Source organism: Pseudomonas sp. 43NM1, assembly GCF_002836905.1.
GTDB classification, from domain to species: Bacteria; Pseudomonadota; Gammaproteobacteria; order Pseudomonadales; family Pseudomonadaceae; genus Aquipseudomonas; species Aquipseudomonas prosekii.
On sequence record NZ_MKGS01000180.1, the window covers coordinates 1 to 15324 of the forward strand.

Below are 15324 nucleotides of genomic sequence, written 5' to 3' on the forward strand. Positions count from 1 at the left end.
GGATTATCACCTCGACGCGCAAACCAAAGGCCTCGACCGCGCCCGCCACAACATTGATGCGTGGTGGCCGCACCTGGAAAGCGGCGCCGAAGCCATCGTGCAAACCGCCAGCGGCTGCGGCGCGTTCATCAAGGATTACGCGCATCTGCTTGAACACGATCCGGCGTATGCCGCCAAAGCGCAGCGGGTCAGCGCGCTGGCACTGGATCTGGTGCAAGTGCTGGCCGAGGAACCGCTGGAGCGCGTCTGCTCGGCGACGGCTCAGCGCATCGCTGTTCATTGCCCCTGCACTTTGCAGCACGCGCAAAAACTCGGCGGCGCGGTGGAAGCGCTGCTCAGCCGCTTGGGCTTCAACCTCAGCGCGGTGCCGGACAGTCATTTGTGTTGCGGCTCGGCCGGTACTTATTCATTGACCCAACCGGAACTGGCCCGGCAACTGCGCGACAACAAACTCAACGCGCTGGAAAGCGCTCGCCCGGATCTGATCGTCACCGCCAACATCGGTTGCCAGAGCCACCTCGCCAGCGCCGCGCGCACGCCGGTTCGGCACTGGATCGAACTGGTGGACCAGTCGCTGGGAGAATGAAGTTCGTAGGATTCTTCGTTTGTCGGCGTAGCTGAAGGCTGCGATCTTGCCCCTCATCCGATCAGTCTTACGCCAGGAACACTTTTCATGAGCCAGCCGAGCTTCGTCAGCCCCGACCTGATCCGCCAGCGCTTTTCCAAAGCGATGTCCGACATGTACCGCGAAGAAGTGCCGCTGTACGGCGCGCTGATGGCATTGGTGGAACAGACCAACCGCGACGTTTTAGCGAGCGACCCGCAGATCGCCCGGCAGCTCGAAAGCACCGGCGAAATCCAGCGTCTGGACCTGGAGCGCCACGGCGCAATCCGCGTCGGCAGCGCTGCCGAACTCGCCACCCTCGCCCGTTTGTTCGCGGTGATGGGCATGCAACCGGTGGGTTATTACGACCTGACGCCGGCGGGCGTGCCGGTGCATTCGACGGCGTTTCGTGCGGTACACGAAGCGGCGTTGCAGGTCAGCCCGTTTCGCGTGTTCACCTCGTTATTGCGCCTGGAATTGATCGAAGATCTGGAACTGCGCGCGTTCGCCGAATCGGTGTTGGCGCAACGTTCGATTTTCACCCCGACTGCGCTGCAATTGATCGAACTGGCCGAAACCCAGGGCGGGCTCAGCGACAAACAGGCGTGGCAATTTGTCGAGCAGGCGCTGGAGACGTTTCGCTGGCATCACAGCGCCACCGTCACTGCCGCGCAATATCAGCAGCTCAGCGCCCAGCATCGATTGATCGCCGATGTCGTCGCGTTCAAAGGCCCGCACATCAATCACCTGACCCCGCGCACGCTGGACATCGACATGGTCCAGGCGCAAATGCCTGCGCATCGCATCACGCCCAAAGCGGTGATCGAAGGCCCGCCGCGCCGCCAGTGCCCGATCCTGCTGCGCCAGACCAGTTTCAAAGCGCTCGACGAGCCGATTGCCTTCACCGATCAGGACAATGCACGCGGCAGCCACAGCGCGCGTTTCGGCGAAATCGAACAACGCGGCGCGGCACTCACGCCCAAGGGGCGAGCGCTGTACGACCGGCTGCTGAACGCGGCGCGCGATGAACTGAAGGACTTTCCGAATGAAGCCAACGCCGACCGCTACAACGAATTGATGGCCCAGCACTTTGGCGAATTCCCTGACACGCTCGACGGCATGCGCCGACAAGAACTGGCGTACTTTCGCTACTTCGTGACGGAAAAAGGCTTGGCGATGGAAGGATTGAGCGGGGCGTTGCAGGACTTGCTGGATCAAGGTCTGGTGCGGGCCGAGCCGCTGGTGTACGAGGACTTTTTGCCGGTGAGTGCGGCGGGGATTTTCCAGTCGAACCTCGGGGACGCGGCGCAAACGCATTATGGCGAGCATTCGAATCAGCAAGCGTTCGAGCAGGCGTTGGGGCGCAAGACCATTAATGAGTTGGAGCTGTACGCCGAGACCCAACAGCGCTCGATTGATCAGTGCTACGCCAGATCGGCCACCACCCAACCCCTGTAGCAGCTGGCGCAGCCTGCGTTCGGCTGCGCAGCAGTCGTCAACCTCTGCACGCGATGTTTCAGTCAAATTGCGGCGGTTGAATAAACGACTGCTTCGCGGCCGAACGCAGGCTGCGCCAGCTGCTACAGGACGGTGTCGGCTCCGGGAACGGAGTTGGTCAGTTGGCCAGTTTCGCCAGCAACGCTTCAGCCGTAGCTTGCGATGACGCCGGGTTCTGCCCGCTCAGCAACAACCCGTCGGTGGTCACGTAGCTTGCCCAATCCTCGCCCTTCGAATAAATCCCGCCCTTGGCTTTGAGCTCATCCTCAACCAGAAACGGCACGATATCGGTCAACTGCACCGCTTCTTCTTCGCTGTTGCTGAAGCCAGTCACACGTTTGCCTTTGACCAACGGCTGACCGTCCGCGTCCTTGACGTGGCGCAACACCCCCGGCGCATGGCACACGGTGGCAACGGGTTTACCGGCCTGGTAGAGCGCCTCGATCATTGCGATCGAGTGCTGATCTTCAGCCAGATCCCACAGCGGACCATGGCCGCCCGGATAGAACACGGCGTCGAAATCTTCAGCCTTGACGCTGCTCAGCACGACCGTCGAAGCCAATGCGGACTGCGCCGCCGAATCCTTGCGAAAGCGCTCGGTGGCGGCGGTTTGCGCGTCCGGCTCGTCGCTTTTCGGGTCCAGCGGTGGCTGACCGCCCTTCGGCGAGGCCAGGGTCAACTGCGCGCCGGCGTCTTTGAACGTGTAATACGGCGCGGCGAATTCTTCCAGCCAGAAACCGGTTTTCTTGCCGGTATTTCCCAATTGATCGTGGGACGTTAAAACCATCAGGATTTTCATGTCGTACTCACTTGATTTCAGGAATGTTCATACGCCTGCGGCGTTCAGGTACAGAGTCATTGACTGCCGCGCCGTGCCGTTTGTTTCACTCAGCGCTGAGCGGTGAAGCCGGATCATACGCAAGCCTTCCAAATTTAGATATTGAAATATCGCAATATTGTGATACTCCTATAAAGGCGTTCACAGCGCACCCTGCTCAGCCCACGGCTGACGGCGCACGAACGCACTCATTCCGCACTACAGGACTTACCGATGACCGGCTCCGCCCTTTTCACCCCCATCCGCCTCGGCCCATTCACCCTGCAAAATCGTCTGGTGCTGCCACCGCTGACGCGCTCGCGCAGCAGCCAACCGGGCAACATCCCCAACGCCTTGATGGCCGAGTATTACCGCCAGCGCAGCAGCGCCGGTCTGCTGATCACCGAAGGCATTCAGATCGAACCGCGCGGTCAGGGCTACGCCTGGACCCCGGGCATCCACAGTCAGGAACAAATCGACGGCTGGAAACTGGTGACCGAGGCGGTGCACGCCGAGGGCAAACCGATATTTGCGCAGCTGTGGCATGTCGGCCGGGTATCGCACACCTCGCTGCAACCGGGTGGCGCGGCGCCGGTCGGGCCGTCGGCAATCCCGGCGACGGCGGTCAGCGTGTTTATCGAAACCGGCCCGGGCACCGGCGCACTGGCCGAACCGTCCGTGCCGCAAGCGCTGAGCACCACGCAAGTCAAGGAACTGGTGGAGCTTTACGCTCAGGGCGCACGCAATGCTTTGGCCGCCGGTTTTGATGGAGTCGAGTTGCATTGCGCCAACGGTTACCTGGTGAATCAATTTATCTCCGAGCACAGCAACCAGCGCACCGACGAATACGGCGGCTCGCTGAGCAATCGCCTGCGCTTTCTGCGCGAAATCACCGAAGCCGTTGCGGCGGTGGTGGGCAAAGATCGCGTCGGCGTGCGGTTTGCACCGCTGTTCGCCAGCACTGACGAAGCCCGCGTGTACCTCGGCCTCGTCGAAGAAAACCCGCACGAGACCTACCTCGAAGCGGTGAAGTTGATGGAGCAGATCGGCATCGCTTACGTGTCGCTGGCCGAAGCCGACTGGGACAACGCGCCGGAGTTGCCGACGACCTTCCGCGAGGCTGTGCGCGAGGCATTCAGCGGGTTGCTGATGTACGCCGGCAAGTATTCGAGCGCGCGTGCCGACAAGGTTCTGGACAATGACTGGGGCGATCTGATCGGTTTCGGCCGGTGGTTTATCGCCAACCCGGACCTGCCGGCGCGCCTGCTCAATCAATGGCCGCTCAACGAACTGGACGCGTCCAGCCTCTATGGCGGAACTGCCGTCGGCTACAGCGATTACCCGCGTTACCAGCCGAGCCTGTAAACTGCGCCGCAGATCGCGCCGTGGATTTGCGGCAGCGATCTGCCGGCCATAAGGTTTCGGCTTATTTCGACGCAGCAAACAGGCGCCAGGCTCGACCATGACTCTTGATCTGAACGACATCATCAAAGCCCTTTCCAACCCCACACGCCTGCAAATCATGCTGTGGCTGAAGGATCCGCGCGTGCACTTCCCGACCCAGGAACGCGATCCGGAAGAAATCGGCGTGTGCGTCAGCATCATTCAGGAAAAGGTCGGCCTGTCGCAGTCCACCGTGTCGCTGTACCTGACGGCGCTGCAACGTGCCGATCTGGTGACCTCGCAGCGACTCGGGCCGTGGACGTATTACCGGCGCAACGAAAAGACCATTGCGCAGTTCGTCGAGCAGATCGGCGCCAGTCTGTGATGATGGCGCATGGCCTTGATGCGCAAGAAGTTGCGCACTTGTTTTGCCAAATCAGCCGTCAATGGCGCTGAGCGACCGCCCCGTCAGGGCCTGCAGCCGAGTGCGCAAGAAGTTGCGCAGTACTGCGCAAGAAGTTGCGCACTTTGCCGGGTGAATCCTTTGCGGAATCCGCGAAATAGCCGACTGGGCTGCCGCAACACCCCGGTTTCATTGGCCACTGAAGTTTCTGGCACGGACCTTGATAACAGTCAGGCACCCACCGGGCGATATCGCCTCCCGGGCACCCTAAATTTTTAGCAAGGAGCACCTCCATGGCTACACCAGCGTACATGTCCGTCACTGGCGAAAAACAAGGTCTGATCACCGCCGGCGCTTTCACTGCCGATTCGGTTGGCAACACCTACCAGGAAGGTCACGAAGACCAGGTCATGGTTCAGGCTTTCAGCCACGACGTCATCATCCCGCGTGACCCGCAGTCCGGCCAACCTACCGGTCAGCGCGTTCACAAGCCAGTTGTGATCACCAAGGTCTACGACAAGGCTTCGCCACTGCTGCAAGCCGCTCTGACTTCCGGCGAGCGCATGAGCGAAATCGTTATCCAGTGGTATCGCACTTCGGCCCAAGGGACCCAAGAGCACTACTACACCACCAAACTGGAAGACGCGATCATCGTCGCCATCAACAACAAAATGCACAACTGCCAGGATCCGTCGAACTCGCACTTCACGCACCTGGAAGAAGTACAGTTCACCTACCGCAAAATCACCTGGACCCACGAAGTATCCGGTACTTCGGGTTCCGATGACTGGCGTCAACCAGTCGCTTAATCGCGGCTGACCGCTTCAAGCATCGGCCAGCTCTGCTGGTCGATGTTGTTTACGCCCCTCCAGAATTTCGCGTCCGTTGACCCGGTTTCCGGGTGTCGACGAGCGCAGTAAGCACTGCACAAGGAACAAGGGATGTTCGCGCCGGCCAATCAGACTCACTTTGCCCTGACTATCGAAGGCCTTTCCAACGATCTGCAGGTTCTTGCCCTGCAGGGCCGGGAAGCCATCAGCCAGCCGTTTGTGTTTGAGGTGGATCTGGTCAGTGAGCAGCCGTCGCTGGACCTCGAAACCCTGCTGCACAAACCGGCTTTCCTGCAGCTTTCGCCCGATGGCAGCGGCATCCACGGCCAGATCTATCGCGCCGCCCAGGGTGATTCCGGCAAACGCCTGACCCGCTACGCGGTGACCCTGCGCCCGCAACTGTCCTACCTGGCGCACCGCATCAACCAGCGCATCTTCCAAAACATGACCGTGCCAAAAATCATCGGCAAGGTCCTCGAAGAGCACGGCCTGCAGGGCAACGCCTACGAGTTCACCCTCGGGGCGACGTATCCCGAGCGCATCTACTGCGTTCAATACGATGAGTCGGACCTGCAATTCGTCCAGCGTCTGTGCGAGGAAGAAGGTATCCACTACCACTTTCAGCACAGCACCACGGCGCACAAACTGGTGTTCGGCGATGACCAGACGGTGTTCCCGAAACTTGCGCCAGTGGCCTACCTGCAAGACTCCGGCATGGTCGCCAACGACCCGGTGATCAAGCGCTTCGACCTGCGCCTGGAAACCCGCACCAGCCGCACCACCCGCCGCGACTACGACTTCGAAAAACCACGCCTGACCCTCGAAGCGGAAAACCGTGGCGACGCCCTGCCCGACCTCGAAGATTACGACTATCCCGGTCGCTTCATCGACCGCGAGCGCGGCAAACACCTGGCCAAACGCGCCCTCGAACGCCACCGCAGCGACTTCCGGCTCGCTGAAGGCAAAAGCGATCAACCGTTGCTCGTCAGCGGCCACTTCCTGGCCCTGACCGAACACCCGAAAGCCAAATGGAACGACCTGTGGCTGCTCACCGAAATCTTCCACGAAGGCAAACAGCCACAAGTGCTGGAAGAGTCGGTCACCAGCGACACCACCGCGCTCAAAGATGACTTCCACCAAGGTTATCGCAACCGCTTCCAGGCCACCCCGTGGGACGTGCCGAACCGCCCGCCACTCAATCACCCGAAACCGCGAATCCTCGGCAGCCAAAGCGCCGTAGTCACTGGGCCAAAAGGTGAAGAGATCCACTGCGACCAGTACGGCCGCGTCAAAGTCCAGTTCCACTGGGACCGCGAAGGCCAGGCCGACGACAAAACCAGCTGCTGGCTACGCGTCTCCTCCGCCTGGGCGGGCGCCCACTACGGCGGCATCGCCATCCCGCGCATCGGCATGGAAGTGCTCGTCACTTTCCTCGAAGGCGATCCCGACCAACCGCTGATCAGCGGCTGCCTGTACCACAAGGAAAACCTCGTCCCCTATCCCCTGCCGGCGAACAAAACCCGCAGCACCTTCAAAACCCTGAGCTCCAAGGGTGGCGGCGGCTACAACGAACTGCGCATCGAGGATAAGAAGGGTCAGGAACAGATCTTTCTGCATGCCCAGCGCGATTGGGATGAGAACGTTGAGCACGACCAGAAGATTCGCGTCGGGAACGAGCGGCACGATACGGTTGAGCAGAACAGCTACACGGAATTCAAGGCTGAAGAGCATCACACGGTTTATGCGGATCGCAAGGTCGAGGCGCGGGCCAACGACCACCTCACGGTCGGCGTTAACCAACACATCAAGGTCGGCACCGGCCAGTTCATCGATGCTGGTCAGGAAATCCATCTCGACAGCGGCCTGAAAGTCGTGCTCGAGGCCGGCAGTGAGTTGACCCTGATTGGCGGGGGTAGCTTCGTCAAGATCGACGGCAGCGGTGTAACGCTGAGCGGGCCGGTGATAAATATGAATTCTGGCGGCAGCGCCGGTAATGGCACAGGCGCTGCACCGATTCTCCCGACACCACCTAAACCCGCAGACACCGCGCCGGTCGGGCAGACGTTGGGCAATGCACCGGTAAACGATGCCGCACCGAGAAAAACCCCAGGTGAAAAAGGCGCAGAAGCTCTAATCGTCGATGTCTGGGGTGACCCTGAATTGGGCAGCCAATTGCAACTACTGGGCCCGGAGGGCAAGGCATGAGCAGTTTTAACGACAAGCCCATCAGCGAAGGGACTCGCAAAAAAACCGAATACGAGAACAAGCAGAAATCGCGATTGGCGCTGAACGTTCAACGCACCGATGGCAGCATTCTGCAAATTCAGATAATGGTCGACGCCAAGACCACCCAAGAAGAAGAAAAGTATCAGCACAATACGATGTTGGCCGTCACTCCGCTGGCGCGACTGCCGGGACATGACAAGCTAAATGAAACGTTACAAGGTGCTCTGCCGCGCCCCGGTCGCATCTACGTGTTCCTGAAGAATAAATTGTGGCGGGAACTGGAAGCAGACGGTAAAGGCCAGCTGTTCGAAGTAGACGTGGCCCACTGGCGCAAAATAGCTGAGAAAAAGGGCGATGCAGACAAGCGCGATCCGGTATGTATCAAACAGCATTTGATTCTGGTGCCTATGTTTCTACAGGGTCGATTCGTTGGCGACCAACTGAGCATGGCCTACAGCGAAGTACCGTGGACCTGGGAATACATCGAGTGGCTTGAGAAGGACTCGGGACGGATCAAGGCGCGCAGTCAAAACATGGCGCCAGCCTGGGCGGCGACTGCGGGTGAAACGCAGCACTGGAAGGCTTCGTTGATTTATCCGGCGACGCCTGTAAAGGGTCTGGTCAAGGGGTTGCGGGCGCGCGACTTCAACATCGAAAGCGCCCTGGAAGATCCTGCGGATTTCACCCCGGCGTTTGCTGCATTCAAGCCAGATGCATTGATTCTGAAACTGCAACAACGCAAGCAAGACCTGGCGGGAAAACTCAAGCTTCCGCCACCGACTGCGCTTCCCAAGGTGGGGGCAGGGACAGACGTGCTGGCCCAGAACACATTGCGCGAATACCCGCACCTGGTGGGCATGATTCTCGATGATCCGTTGTTCGCATTGCGTCACGCAACCGCGCAAATTCGTGATTGCGTCGATTACCTGCAAACCCTGAATGCGCTGGTACCCCACGAACCTCACGGACGCTATGCACAGGTGCTTTACAGCACCCTCGCCGGTCCACTCGCCAAACTCCAGGACGAAGTCGATCTGCCTAAATTGCAGAAAGCCGTCTTCGAAGAAGCTCGTGAGAAGTGTCGTGAAAAACTGGCGCAACGATTAACTACCCTCGTAGACCTTCTAGACAAGAAACTGCACCCGGTGCTGCTCGACTGGAGCTACAGTCGCAACGAAGCGCTGCTGGAACCTTATTGCCTGCTGACCGAAGCGCTTGATGCGCTGAACCAGGTCCCCAACCGCAGTGACGCCATGTATACCGGCAAGGGCTACCCAGAACTGACCGGCCCTATCAATCGTCTCGTACAAGGCCTGCTCCAGGGTCAGCACCCACTGGGCGCCTTGATGCTGGCCAGAACCGCCGACCAGTTACCCGATCTGGTTAAACGTCTGAAAACCCTGCGTGACAGCGGTAGAGAACCAAAGCCGGAAGCAATGGGCTTAAGCACATTGATGCTGACGGCATCGCTGACGGGTGAAGTCGACCAACCCAGCGCCGGTAAGGGCTTTGCGTATTTTCTCGCCGACTTACTCGATAACTTCGGTGCCAGTGTCGTGGCCCAGATCGGCCGCTTGTCGCAGGACGCGTCGAAAATCCAGCTTGATCGATTGTTCTCCCCCACATTTGTGACCCTGGCAGCACTCTCGCCGAAAATGGCCGAGATCAAGTTAATGCCTCAGGGCCAGGCACTGGCCCAGAACTACGTGGTTATCGGCGTACAGGGTGCCGGACTGCGCGGTGGGCTCACCGACGTCGAACGCCAGGCCCTGACCCGTAAAAGCTACCGTTACGCCACGTTGCATGACCAGTCCGGCACAACCGTGGGCAGTACCAGCCCACGAGGCTCTGGCGCTGGGCGCCCTACATTGCGTGATGTCACGGTCATTGCCATTCCCAAAGGGAATGCAGACCTTGCCAAGTACAGCGAATTCCGCGTTCGTTTCGGGGCTGTTACCGAGACGATGGAGAAGAACAAGGTTGTGCCGACGTTGATGGTGGCGTTTGCGGTTTATAACCTATTAATACAGGTAAAAGCTTACAGTGACCTTCAATCCGGAGGAGAGCAATGGCGCGGAGTAGTTGGTGTCTTTAGTGCAGTCGTAGACTTAACGGCTGCTCTAGGTAGCCACGGCAAGCTGCTCTTCGGTTCTTCTGCAACAAACTACATCACCGCGCCACGAATTGAGGTCAAAACGCTTTCTTCTCGGTGGGCGTTAAATCTGGAAAAGCAAACTGGAAGCCCTAAGCTTCCGTTACTACGCGCCGTTGGTGCCGGCGCGACATTACTAGGAGCATCCCTCAGTGGTTGGGACAGCTACCGAGCTCTCAATCAAGGCGACACAGATGCGGCAGCTGCATATGCTGTAGCAGCGGCAGGTGGCGGTTTGTGGGCGGCTTACGGCGCTGGATTAGTTATTAATCCTTACGCCTTGGTGGTCGGTATGGTTCTGGCTATAGGCGGTACTATAGCAGCCAATCTATTGACCGACAGCGACATGGAAATCGTGGTAAAAAAAGGTCCATTCGGTCTCCAGTTTGCCGAAGCTGGCATGCTGGATCAGGCTCTGGGTAAAGGCCAGCGTTTCGCTCACTTGAAGGACCCGCAGATCGCCTACCAACAACTGCTCGGCATTATCGGAAAACCGCAAATATTCGTGCAGCGATTAGCCGACTGGCGAAAAAAAGCGCCTTCAGCTCATCTCAAGGCACTGCAACAAGCTGATAGCGATCGTAGGGCACTGCCAGATTCTGGGCTGCAATGCGTCATGCCCGGAAAGCAGCCTCTAACCGATCAGGATTGGGCCATCGTTCTCAGTTCTCCATTGCTGTCAATGTTCGAGAATGACCAGCAATTTCAGTTGATCGCCCAAGAATTCCAGAGCAGCCTACGTATAAACGGCGCCTTCGATGTAAAACGCTATAATCGTGTCCCCGCTGCGGCCCCCAAGCTAGCAGCGCTTTTACTGGATACCACTAGCGTGCTCTATGTTCTTCCCGCCAGCTTACCCGTTGCTCAACTCAGTCCTCTGGATCGTTACAATGTGCGTATGACTCAGGGCTTGAAAGTCAGTGCTCAGTTTGAACTAAGTACACATCAAGCAAGCGAGCGGTTGGTGTTGCCACAACCTAGCCCTAAAAGCTGGTCAGCTTTTACCCCGGTTAACCGCCGTTTGCCACCGGATGACCTGCAACCGGAAGCCGCACCACCCTATTGGCAAATTGAAACCACCGAGTTCTCTGTATGACTGTCCAAATGGATAACCCGTACGCTGCCGGTGCCTACCGCAGCAACAGCCGCGCCCCGCTACCTCCTCCAAAATGGGCGGAAGATGCCAATCGCTCAGGGAACTTTGACACCCACCTCGCCTTTGGTCATTACGCAAATCTTGAACCGGCGATGGAAATTAATACCCAGCTACAAGGTGAGGAACGGACCATTTACCAGCGACAGCAGAAGCTAGGAAAAAAGGAAGAGGCATATTGCGATGCCAGACGCTGGCGCTTTCAAAACTCAAGTAAAATCCCCCACTTATTTTCAGTTTTAAAACTCATGTGCTTCTTCTTCATATGGGTTCCTTGGGGAGCGGGAATTATAATTAATTTCGTCCCTGAAACCGGACGCAAAGATGTTAATGCATTTCTGGTTTTACTTTCTTCAGTTCTGGTCGTCGCACTGATGGTTACTTCACTTGCTCTTTACATGAACGGAAAAAAAGTCGTTCATCACATACAAATTATTGGTTTATGCATTTTTTCCGTCATTGTCTACTCCCAGAAAGGTTCACTATTGGGTAGCGATGAAATCCAGATTGCCCTCTGGACCGGTTCGTTCCTTTACTTCATGGGTGCTATCGGCATTGATTGCCTTATTTGGCTCCACAGCAAAATCACCACCCACGACGGCAGCGAATTCAACCGCATAGACGGCATGCTTCGCTTCAAACGCCGTTTCCGCCGACTCTTCGTTGCGCCTTTTGAAGAGTTCGACCCAGTGCTGCAATTGCTGCCCAGCGGTTATGGTTCCCATGACTATGCCCTGTGGCTGCACCACCGCTATACCGACAACAAGATTTGTCTGGCCACCAAGGTCCACGCCTTGGGCCTCGACCAGGTGAATACACTGGCCTTCTGGGATTGCCTGCAACGTTATATGGATGTCACGCAACCGTTGCCGGACCTGCCAGTACTGGAACAAAGTCGTCACCTCGACCCAGTAACTGTCGCCTACGACGCCAAAATAGGCCGTAACCCGCGACGCTGGCGCGACCAGTCGGAAAAGGGTTGGCTGGCAACAGGCCTCAAGCAGCTGACACAACAGTTGCAGCAATACCCTTGGCAAAAACAGCCCTGCATCATCAAGGCCCGTATTGATCCGTCGCTGAGCATCGAAACTTACTACCGAGCCCAAGAAGCCAAAGGCATTCAGGCGACGCCCAAAGCCGACGACTTTGATGATGTTCATCGCGGTTGAACGTTAAAAGCTCCAAGATAGGCTCAAACTCAAAAGCAACAGATTTATTTTTTATACATGTCTAGTCCTGAAATAGGTTTACACCTGTTTCACCCCAACGCCCGATGCATCGCATCGGGCGTTTTGTATTTCAACGATAGGTGCGGACGCTCGCCGTTGTAGATCGATACCGACTCGCTCACCATTTTCTCCGCCTGCGTTAAATCCTGTGGGCGCTGGAGCAAAAGCTCTGTCTTCAATATTCCATTGACCCGCTCTGCCAAGGCATTTTGGTAGCAGTCATAGCCATCCGTCATCGAACACCTGATGCTGTGTTTCGCATGCAGTTCCTGGTACATTCCCGAGCAATACTGGCTGCCTCTGTCCGAGTGATGAACCAGTGGCTGCACGGTTTGACGGTGTTTCACCGCCCGGCGTAGCGCTTGGGCGACCGATTCGGTGTGCAGGCTTTCATGGACGTGATAGCCCACGATTTTTCGCGAAAAAGCATCCGTCACAAGGCTCAGATAGGCCACGCCTTGCTGAGTGGGCAGATAGGTGATGTCAGCCACCCAGACCTGTTCCGGCCCGCTGGGAACAACCTGATTAGGCCCAGGTTTGACCAGGTTCGGATGACGTCGAAAGCGATGATGGCTATCGGTTGTCTTGTGATACGCACGTTTGCGGGCTACCAATAAACGCCGTTCCCGCAGAATCGAAAACAGGCGATCCCGCCCTACTTGCAGCTCAAGCAGCGGCTGACATTGCAGCAGGTAATGCAGTTTTCTAGTGCCCAACCGCGGCTGCCGCAGGCGCTTTTGCTGAACGAAATCGGCAACTTTCTGATCCAGAATCAGACGAGCAGCATCGGCTCGATTGCGTTTGTAGTAAGCCTGTCGGCTTATCCCCATGAACTGGCAAGCCCCGCTGACGCTCAGGTTTTGGATTCGTTTTTGCGCGAGGACTTGCCGGGACGCTTTTTTACGACAGAGAGACCGTAGTCATTTTTCAAGACATCCACGACCGCCTCGAAAAACTGCGCTTTCTGATTGGACAGCGTCAGCTGCTCTTCAAGCTCTTTGATGCGTTGCTCTGGCGTTAACGGTCGGTTTTTGTCGGGCATAGAACCCATCCTCGGCGAGCCAATGTATGTGCCTGGGCTCCAATCTTGCCGACCATGCCTGCGCAACCACGTCAGAATGGTCGTTTTGCCTTGAATCCCGTAACGCTCCTGAGCCTCTTTATAACTCAGCTCGCCTTTTTCGACCTGGTCCACGACCGACAATTTAAAAGTCAGCGTGTAGTCTCGCTGACTACGCCTTTTTGCTGTTTCCATTACTTCCTCCTGAAAATAGACCAGAAGGTGTAAACCTCATTCAGGACGGGACATTATTCGAAAATCAATCCGCCCCCTTTTTGCTCTTGGAACCGAGCATCTACGTGCCTAAGAAAAAATATGATCGGTTGCCTCATGCATGTGATATCGAGAGAGAACCGGGCACTGAGATAATCTACTTATCGCCAAAGCCAGTGATGACTGGAGTACAGCCCTATAGTGCACACCGGTTGCACCACTAGGCCGATGAAGTGGTCTCAGACTTTGTCATTTCCCGAGGAAGCTTTGAGTTGATGGAATGAGCCTGAGTCGGCGCGGTAATGTTCCTGTTGATTTTTATTTTTTTACTACAGGGATATGATCCTGTATAAGACGAAATTCAGAACCATTTTGGAGCAGCTGGCTGGACTTTTTACAAGCAGACTCCGAGAGAGAGCTAGATATTAAGTTATGCACTCACCTCGAAGCCTGCGCCTACAAAACCCTCGATTAGTGTTCGTCACCACCACCGTAGTACTCAGGGCAAACGAGGACAGACCAAAGCGTCTATAGCATATGAAGAACTTAGCCTACCTCGTTGGCATTACCTTGGCATGAAATCGCAAAAAGCAAATTCGTCCTTTTGGGTGCTGTTGCATTCCGTTTTTCGGAATGCAACAACCGACTCAAAGGAGAATCCTGGGACGGAGCTAAATGGATCGACATTAAGCCGGAGAACGCGCATGTCTAAAGATACTTATGAGAGATTACCGCACGCTGGAGACTTCGAAAAAGAGTCGGGTGTTGAGAGAGTCTACTTGTCCCCCAGGCCAGTACCTACGGGCATGCTACCCATTAGTACCCGCCAGTTACACCGTTATATTAATGAAACATATTTAGACATCTCTATCGGGCAAGGAAACTTTGAGTTTCTTGCTCGAACAGGAATTGGATCAATAAATTTTATTATTACTTTGTTATTCTTTTTTTCGGGATTTGCCTCCTATCTAAGACGCAACGCTGAGCCTTTCCTGAGTGGGTGGTCAAATTTTTTCTTCAACCCAGTGCTTTGGTTGATCATTGCTGCCATCGCGACGACATATCTTTATTATTTCACGCAAGCTGCCCGACAGGTTTCCATACATCCTCCCATTCGCTTCAACAGGCAGCGCCGAGAAGTCGTATTTGTACCAAAAAAAGGTGATCCTCCCCTCTATGCGCAATGGGAGGACGTCATTGCCTGCGTCTCAGCTGGAACTCTTATTACCCAGTATGCGGCAACGCCAGATTACCAGCTAATGATTGGCTTACGTGATGCTAAATCCGGCAACGTATTGTGGTCTGTTATACCGAGCGGAAATTTAAGTCTTGCCATTTCTGAGTGGGAGGCAATTCGCGCCTATATGGAGGATGGCACATCTGCCCTACCAACCGATGAACCGGACGAACTAGAAGAAGGCACAGTGGAATTTTTCCATCTGAGTCGTCGGAGCTATCGCGCAGATTATTCCTTTGTACGTTACGTTTGGGGATTTTTAACAATACAGTTTTTTAGCGGCTGGACATTGCCGTGCTACATTTCCGGCTGGGTCAATAACCGCACCAAGGCGGGCTTCCCCAAAGAAGTTCAAAAATGGTCACAACCTCTTCCCACTGAGCAACATGCTATGCCTAGTGAAGAACTGCTCCGGGAAAGCACTGAAATACGGAAGGCTTTTGCCAAAGGCCAAAACCTGCTGGATTATTTCAAGGTGAAGTTTGCCGAAACGACTCAAAAGTCTTAATCCGCCACTTGA

Annotated in this window: 10 protein-coding genes and 1 pseudogene; 9 read left to right on the forward strand and 2 right to left on the reverse strand. The window is 56.3% G+C overall.

From position 1 onward, the window contains the following. Both BI292_RS23075 and BI292_RS23080 read left to right on the forward strand, forming a co-directional pair. The coding region (locus tag BI292_RS23075; protein ID WP_256592729.1) for a heterodisulfide reductase-related iron-sulfur binding cluster at positions 1–586 on the forward strand (586 nt) is incomplete at its 5' end. 87 nt (positions 587–673) lie between these two features. After that, on the forward strand, positions 674–2062 hold the full coding sequence (locus BI292_RS23080) for a VOC family protein (protein WP_101209302.1): 1389 nt from the start codon (positions 674–676) through the stop codon (positions 2060–2062). A gap of 157 nt (positions 2063–2219) precedes the next feature. On the opposite strand, the gene BI292_RS23085 is transcribed toward BI292_RS23080, so the two are convergent. Then, positions 2220–2900 (reverse strand): type 1 glutamine amidotransferase domain-containing protein, encoded by a 681-nt coding sequence (locus BI292_RS23085; protein ID WP_101209303.1) that lies wholly within the window; start codon positions 2898–2900, stop codon positions 2220–2222. Positions 2901–3152: 252 nt separating this feature from the next. On the opposite strand from BI292_RS23085, the gene BI292_RS23090 reads away from it, so the two are divergent. The 6 genes from BI292_RS23090 to BI292_RS23115 all read left to right on the forward strand — a co-directional run bounded on the left by BI292_RS23090 (position 3153) and on the right by BI292_RS23115 (position 12234). Continuing rightward, positions 3153–4283, forward strand: a complete 1131-nt coding sequence (locus tag BI292_RS23090; RefSeq protein ID WP_101209304.1) for an alkene reductase — start codon at positions 3153–3155, stop codon at positions 4281–4283. A gap of 97 nt (positions 4284–4380) precedes the next feature. After that, the gene (locus tag BI292_RS23095; protein WP_092270313.1) at positions 4381–4686 is read left to right on the forward strand and encodes a helix-turn-helix transcriptional regulator; all 306 of its coding nucleotides are present in this window, start codon (positions 4381–4383) and stop codon (positions 4684–4686) included. Between the two features lie 311 nt (positions 4687–4997). Next, a complete protein-coding gene (locus tag BI292_RS23100; RefSeq protein WP_054051032.1) occupies positions 4998–5513 on the forward strand; it encodes an Hcp family type VI secretion system effector in 516 nt (171 codons plus the stop codon). 132 nt (positions 5514–5645) lie between these two features. Continuing rightward, positions 5646–7739 carry a type VI secretion system tip protein TssI/VgrG gene (tssI, locus tag BI292_RS23105; protein WP_101209305.1) on the forward strand — a complete coding sequence of 698 codons (2094 nt, stop codon included), beginning with the start codon at positions 5646–5648 and terminating at the stop codon, positions 7737–7739. Further along, on the forward strand, positions 7736–11008 hold the full coding sequence (locus BI292_RS23110) for a hypothetical protein (RefSeq protein WP_101209306.1): 3273 nt from the start codon (positions 7736–7738) through the stop codon (positions 11006–11008). The genes tssI and BI292_RS23110 overlap by 4 nt, the downstream gene beginning before the upstream one ends. A 596-nt stretch (positions 11009–11604) precedes the next feature. After that, the gene (locus BI292_RS23115) at positions 11605–12234 is read left to right on the forward strand and encodes a hypothetical protein (RefSeq protein WP_101209323.1); all 630 of its coding nucleotides are present in this window, start codon (positions 11605–11607) and stop codon (positions 12232–12234) included. Between the two features lie 61 nt (positions 12235–12295). On the opposite strand, the pseudogene BI292_RS23120 reads toward BI292_RS23115, so the two are convergent. Continuing rightward, positions 12296–13549 (reverse strand): annotated as a pseudogene (locus tag BI292_RS23120) (IS3 family transposase). 722 nt (positions 13550–14271) lie between these two features. On the opposite strand from BI292_RS23120, the gene BI292_RS29245 reads away from it, so the two are divergent. Further along, positions 14272–15312 (forward strand): DUF6708 domain-containing protein, encoded by a 1041-nt coding sequence (locus BI292_RS29245; RefSeq protein ID WP_256592730.1) that lies wholly within the window; start codon positions 14272–14274, stop codon positions 15310–15312. Positions 15313–15324 lie beyond the last annotated feature (12 nt).

Coding starts and splice junctions, on each gene's coding strand:
- BI292_RS23090 (WP_101209304.1), top strand. CDS start 3,153: ATGACCGGCTCCGCCCTTTTCACCCCCATCCGCCTCGGCCCATTCACC.
- tssI (WP_101209305.1), top strand. CDS start 5,646: ATGTTCGCGCCGGCCAATCAGACTCACTTTGCCCTGACTATCGAAGGC.
- BI292_RS23085 (WP_101209303.1), bottom strand. CDS start 2,900: ATGAAAATCCTGATGGTTTTAACGTCCCACGATCAATTGGGAAATACC.
- BI292_RS23095 (WP_092270313.1), top strand. CDS start 4,381: ATGACTCTTGATCTGAACGACATCATCAAAGCCCTTTCCAACCCCACA.
- BI292_RS23115 (WP_101209323.1), top strand. CDS start 11,605: ATGGGTGCTATCGGCATTGATTGCCTTATTTGGCTCCACAGCAAAATC.
- BI292_RS23080 (WP_101209302.1), top strand. CDS start 674: ATGAGCCAGCCGAGCTTCGTCAGCCCCGACCTGATCCGCCAGCGCTTT.
- BI292_RS23100 (WP_054051032.1), top strand. CDS start 4,998: ATGGCTACACCAGCGTACATGTCCGTCACTGGCGAAAAACAAGGTCTG.
- BI292_RS23110 (WP_101209306.1), top strand. CDS start 7,736: ATGAGCAGTTTTAACGACAAGCCCATCAGCGAAGGGACTCGCAAAAAA.
- BI292_RS29245 (WP_256592730.1), top strand. CDS start 14,272: ATGTCTAAAGATACTTATGAGAGATTACCGCACGCTGGAGACTTCGAA.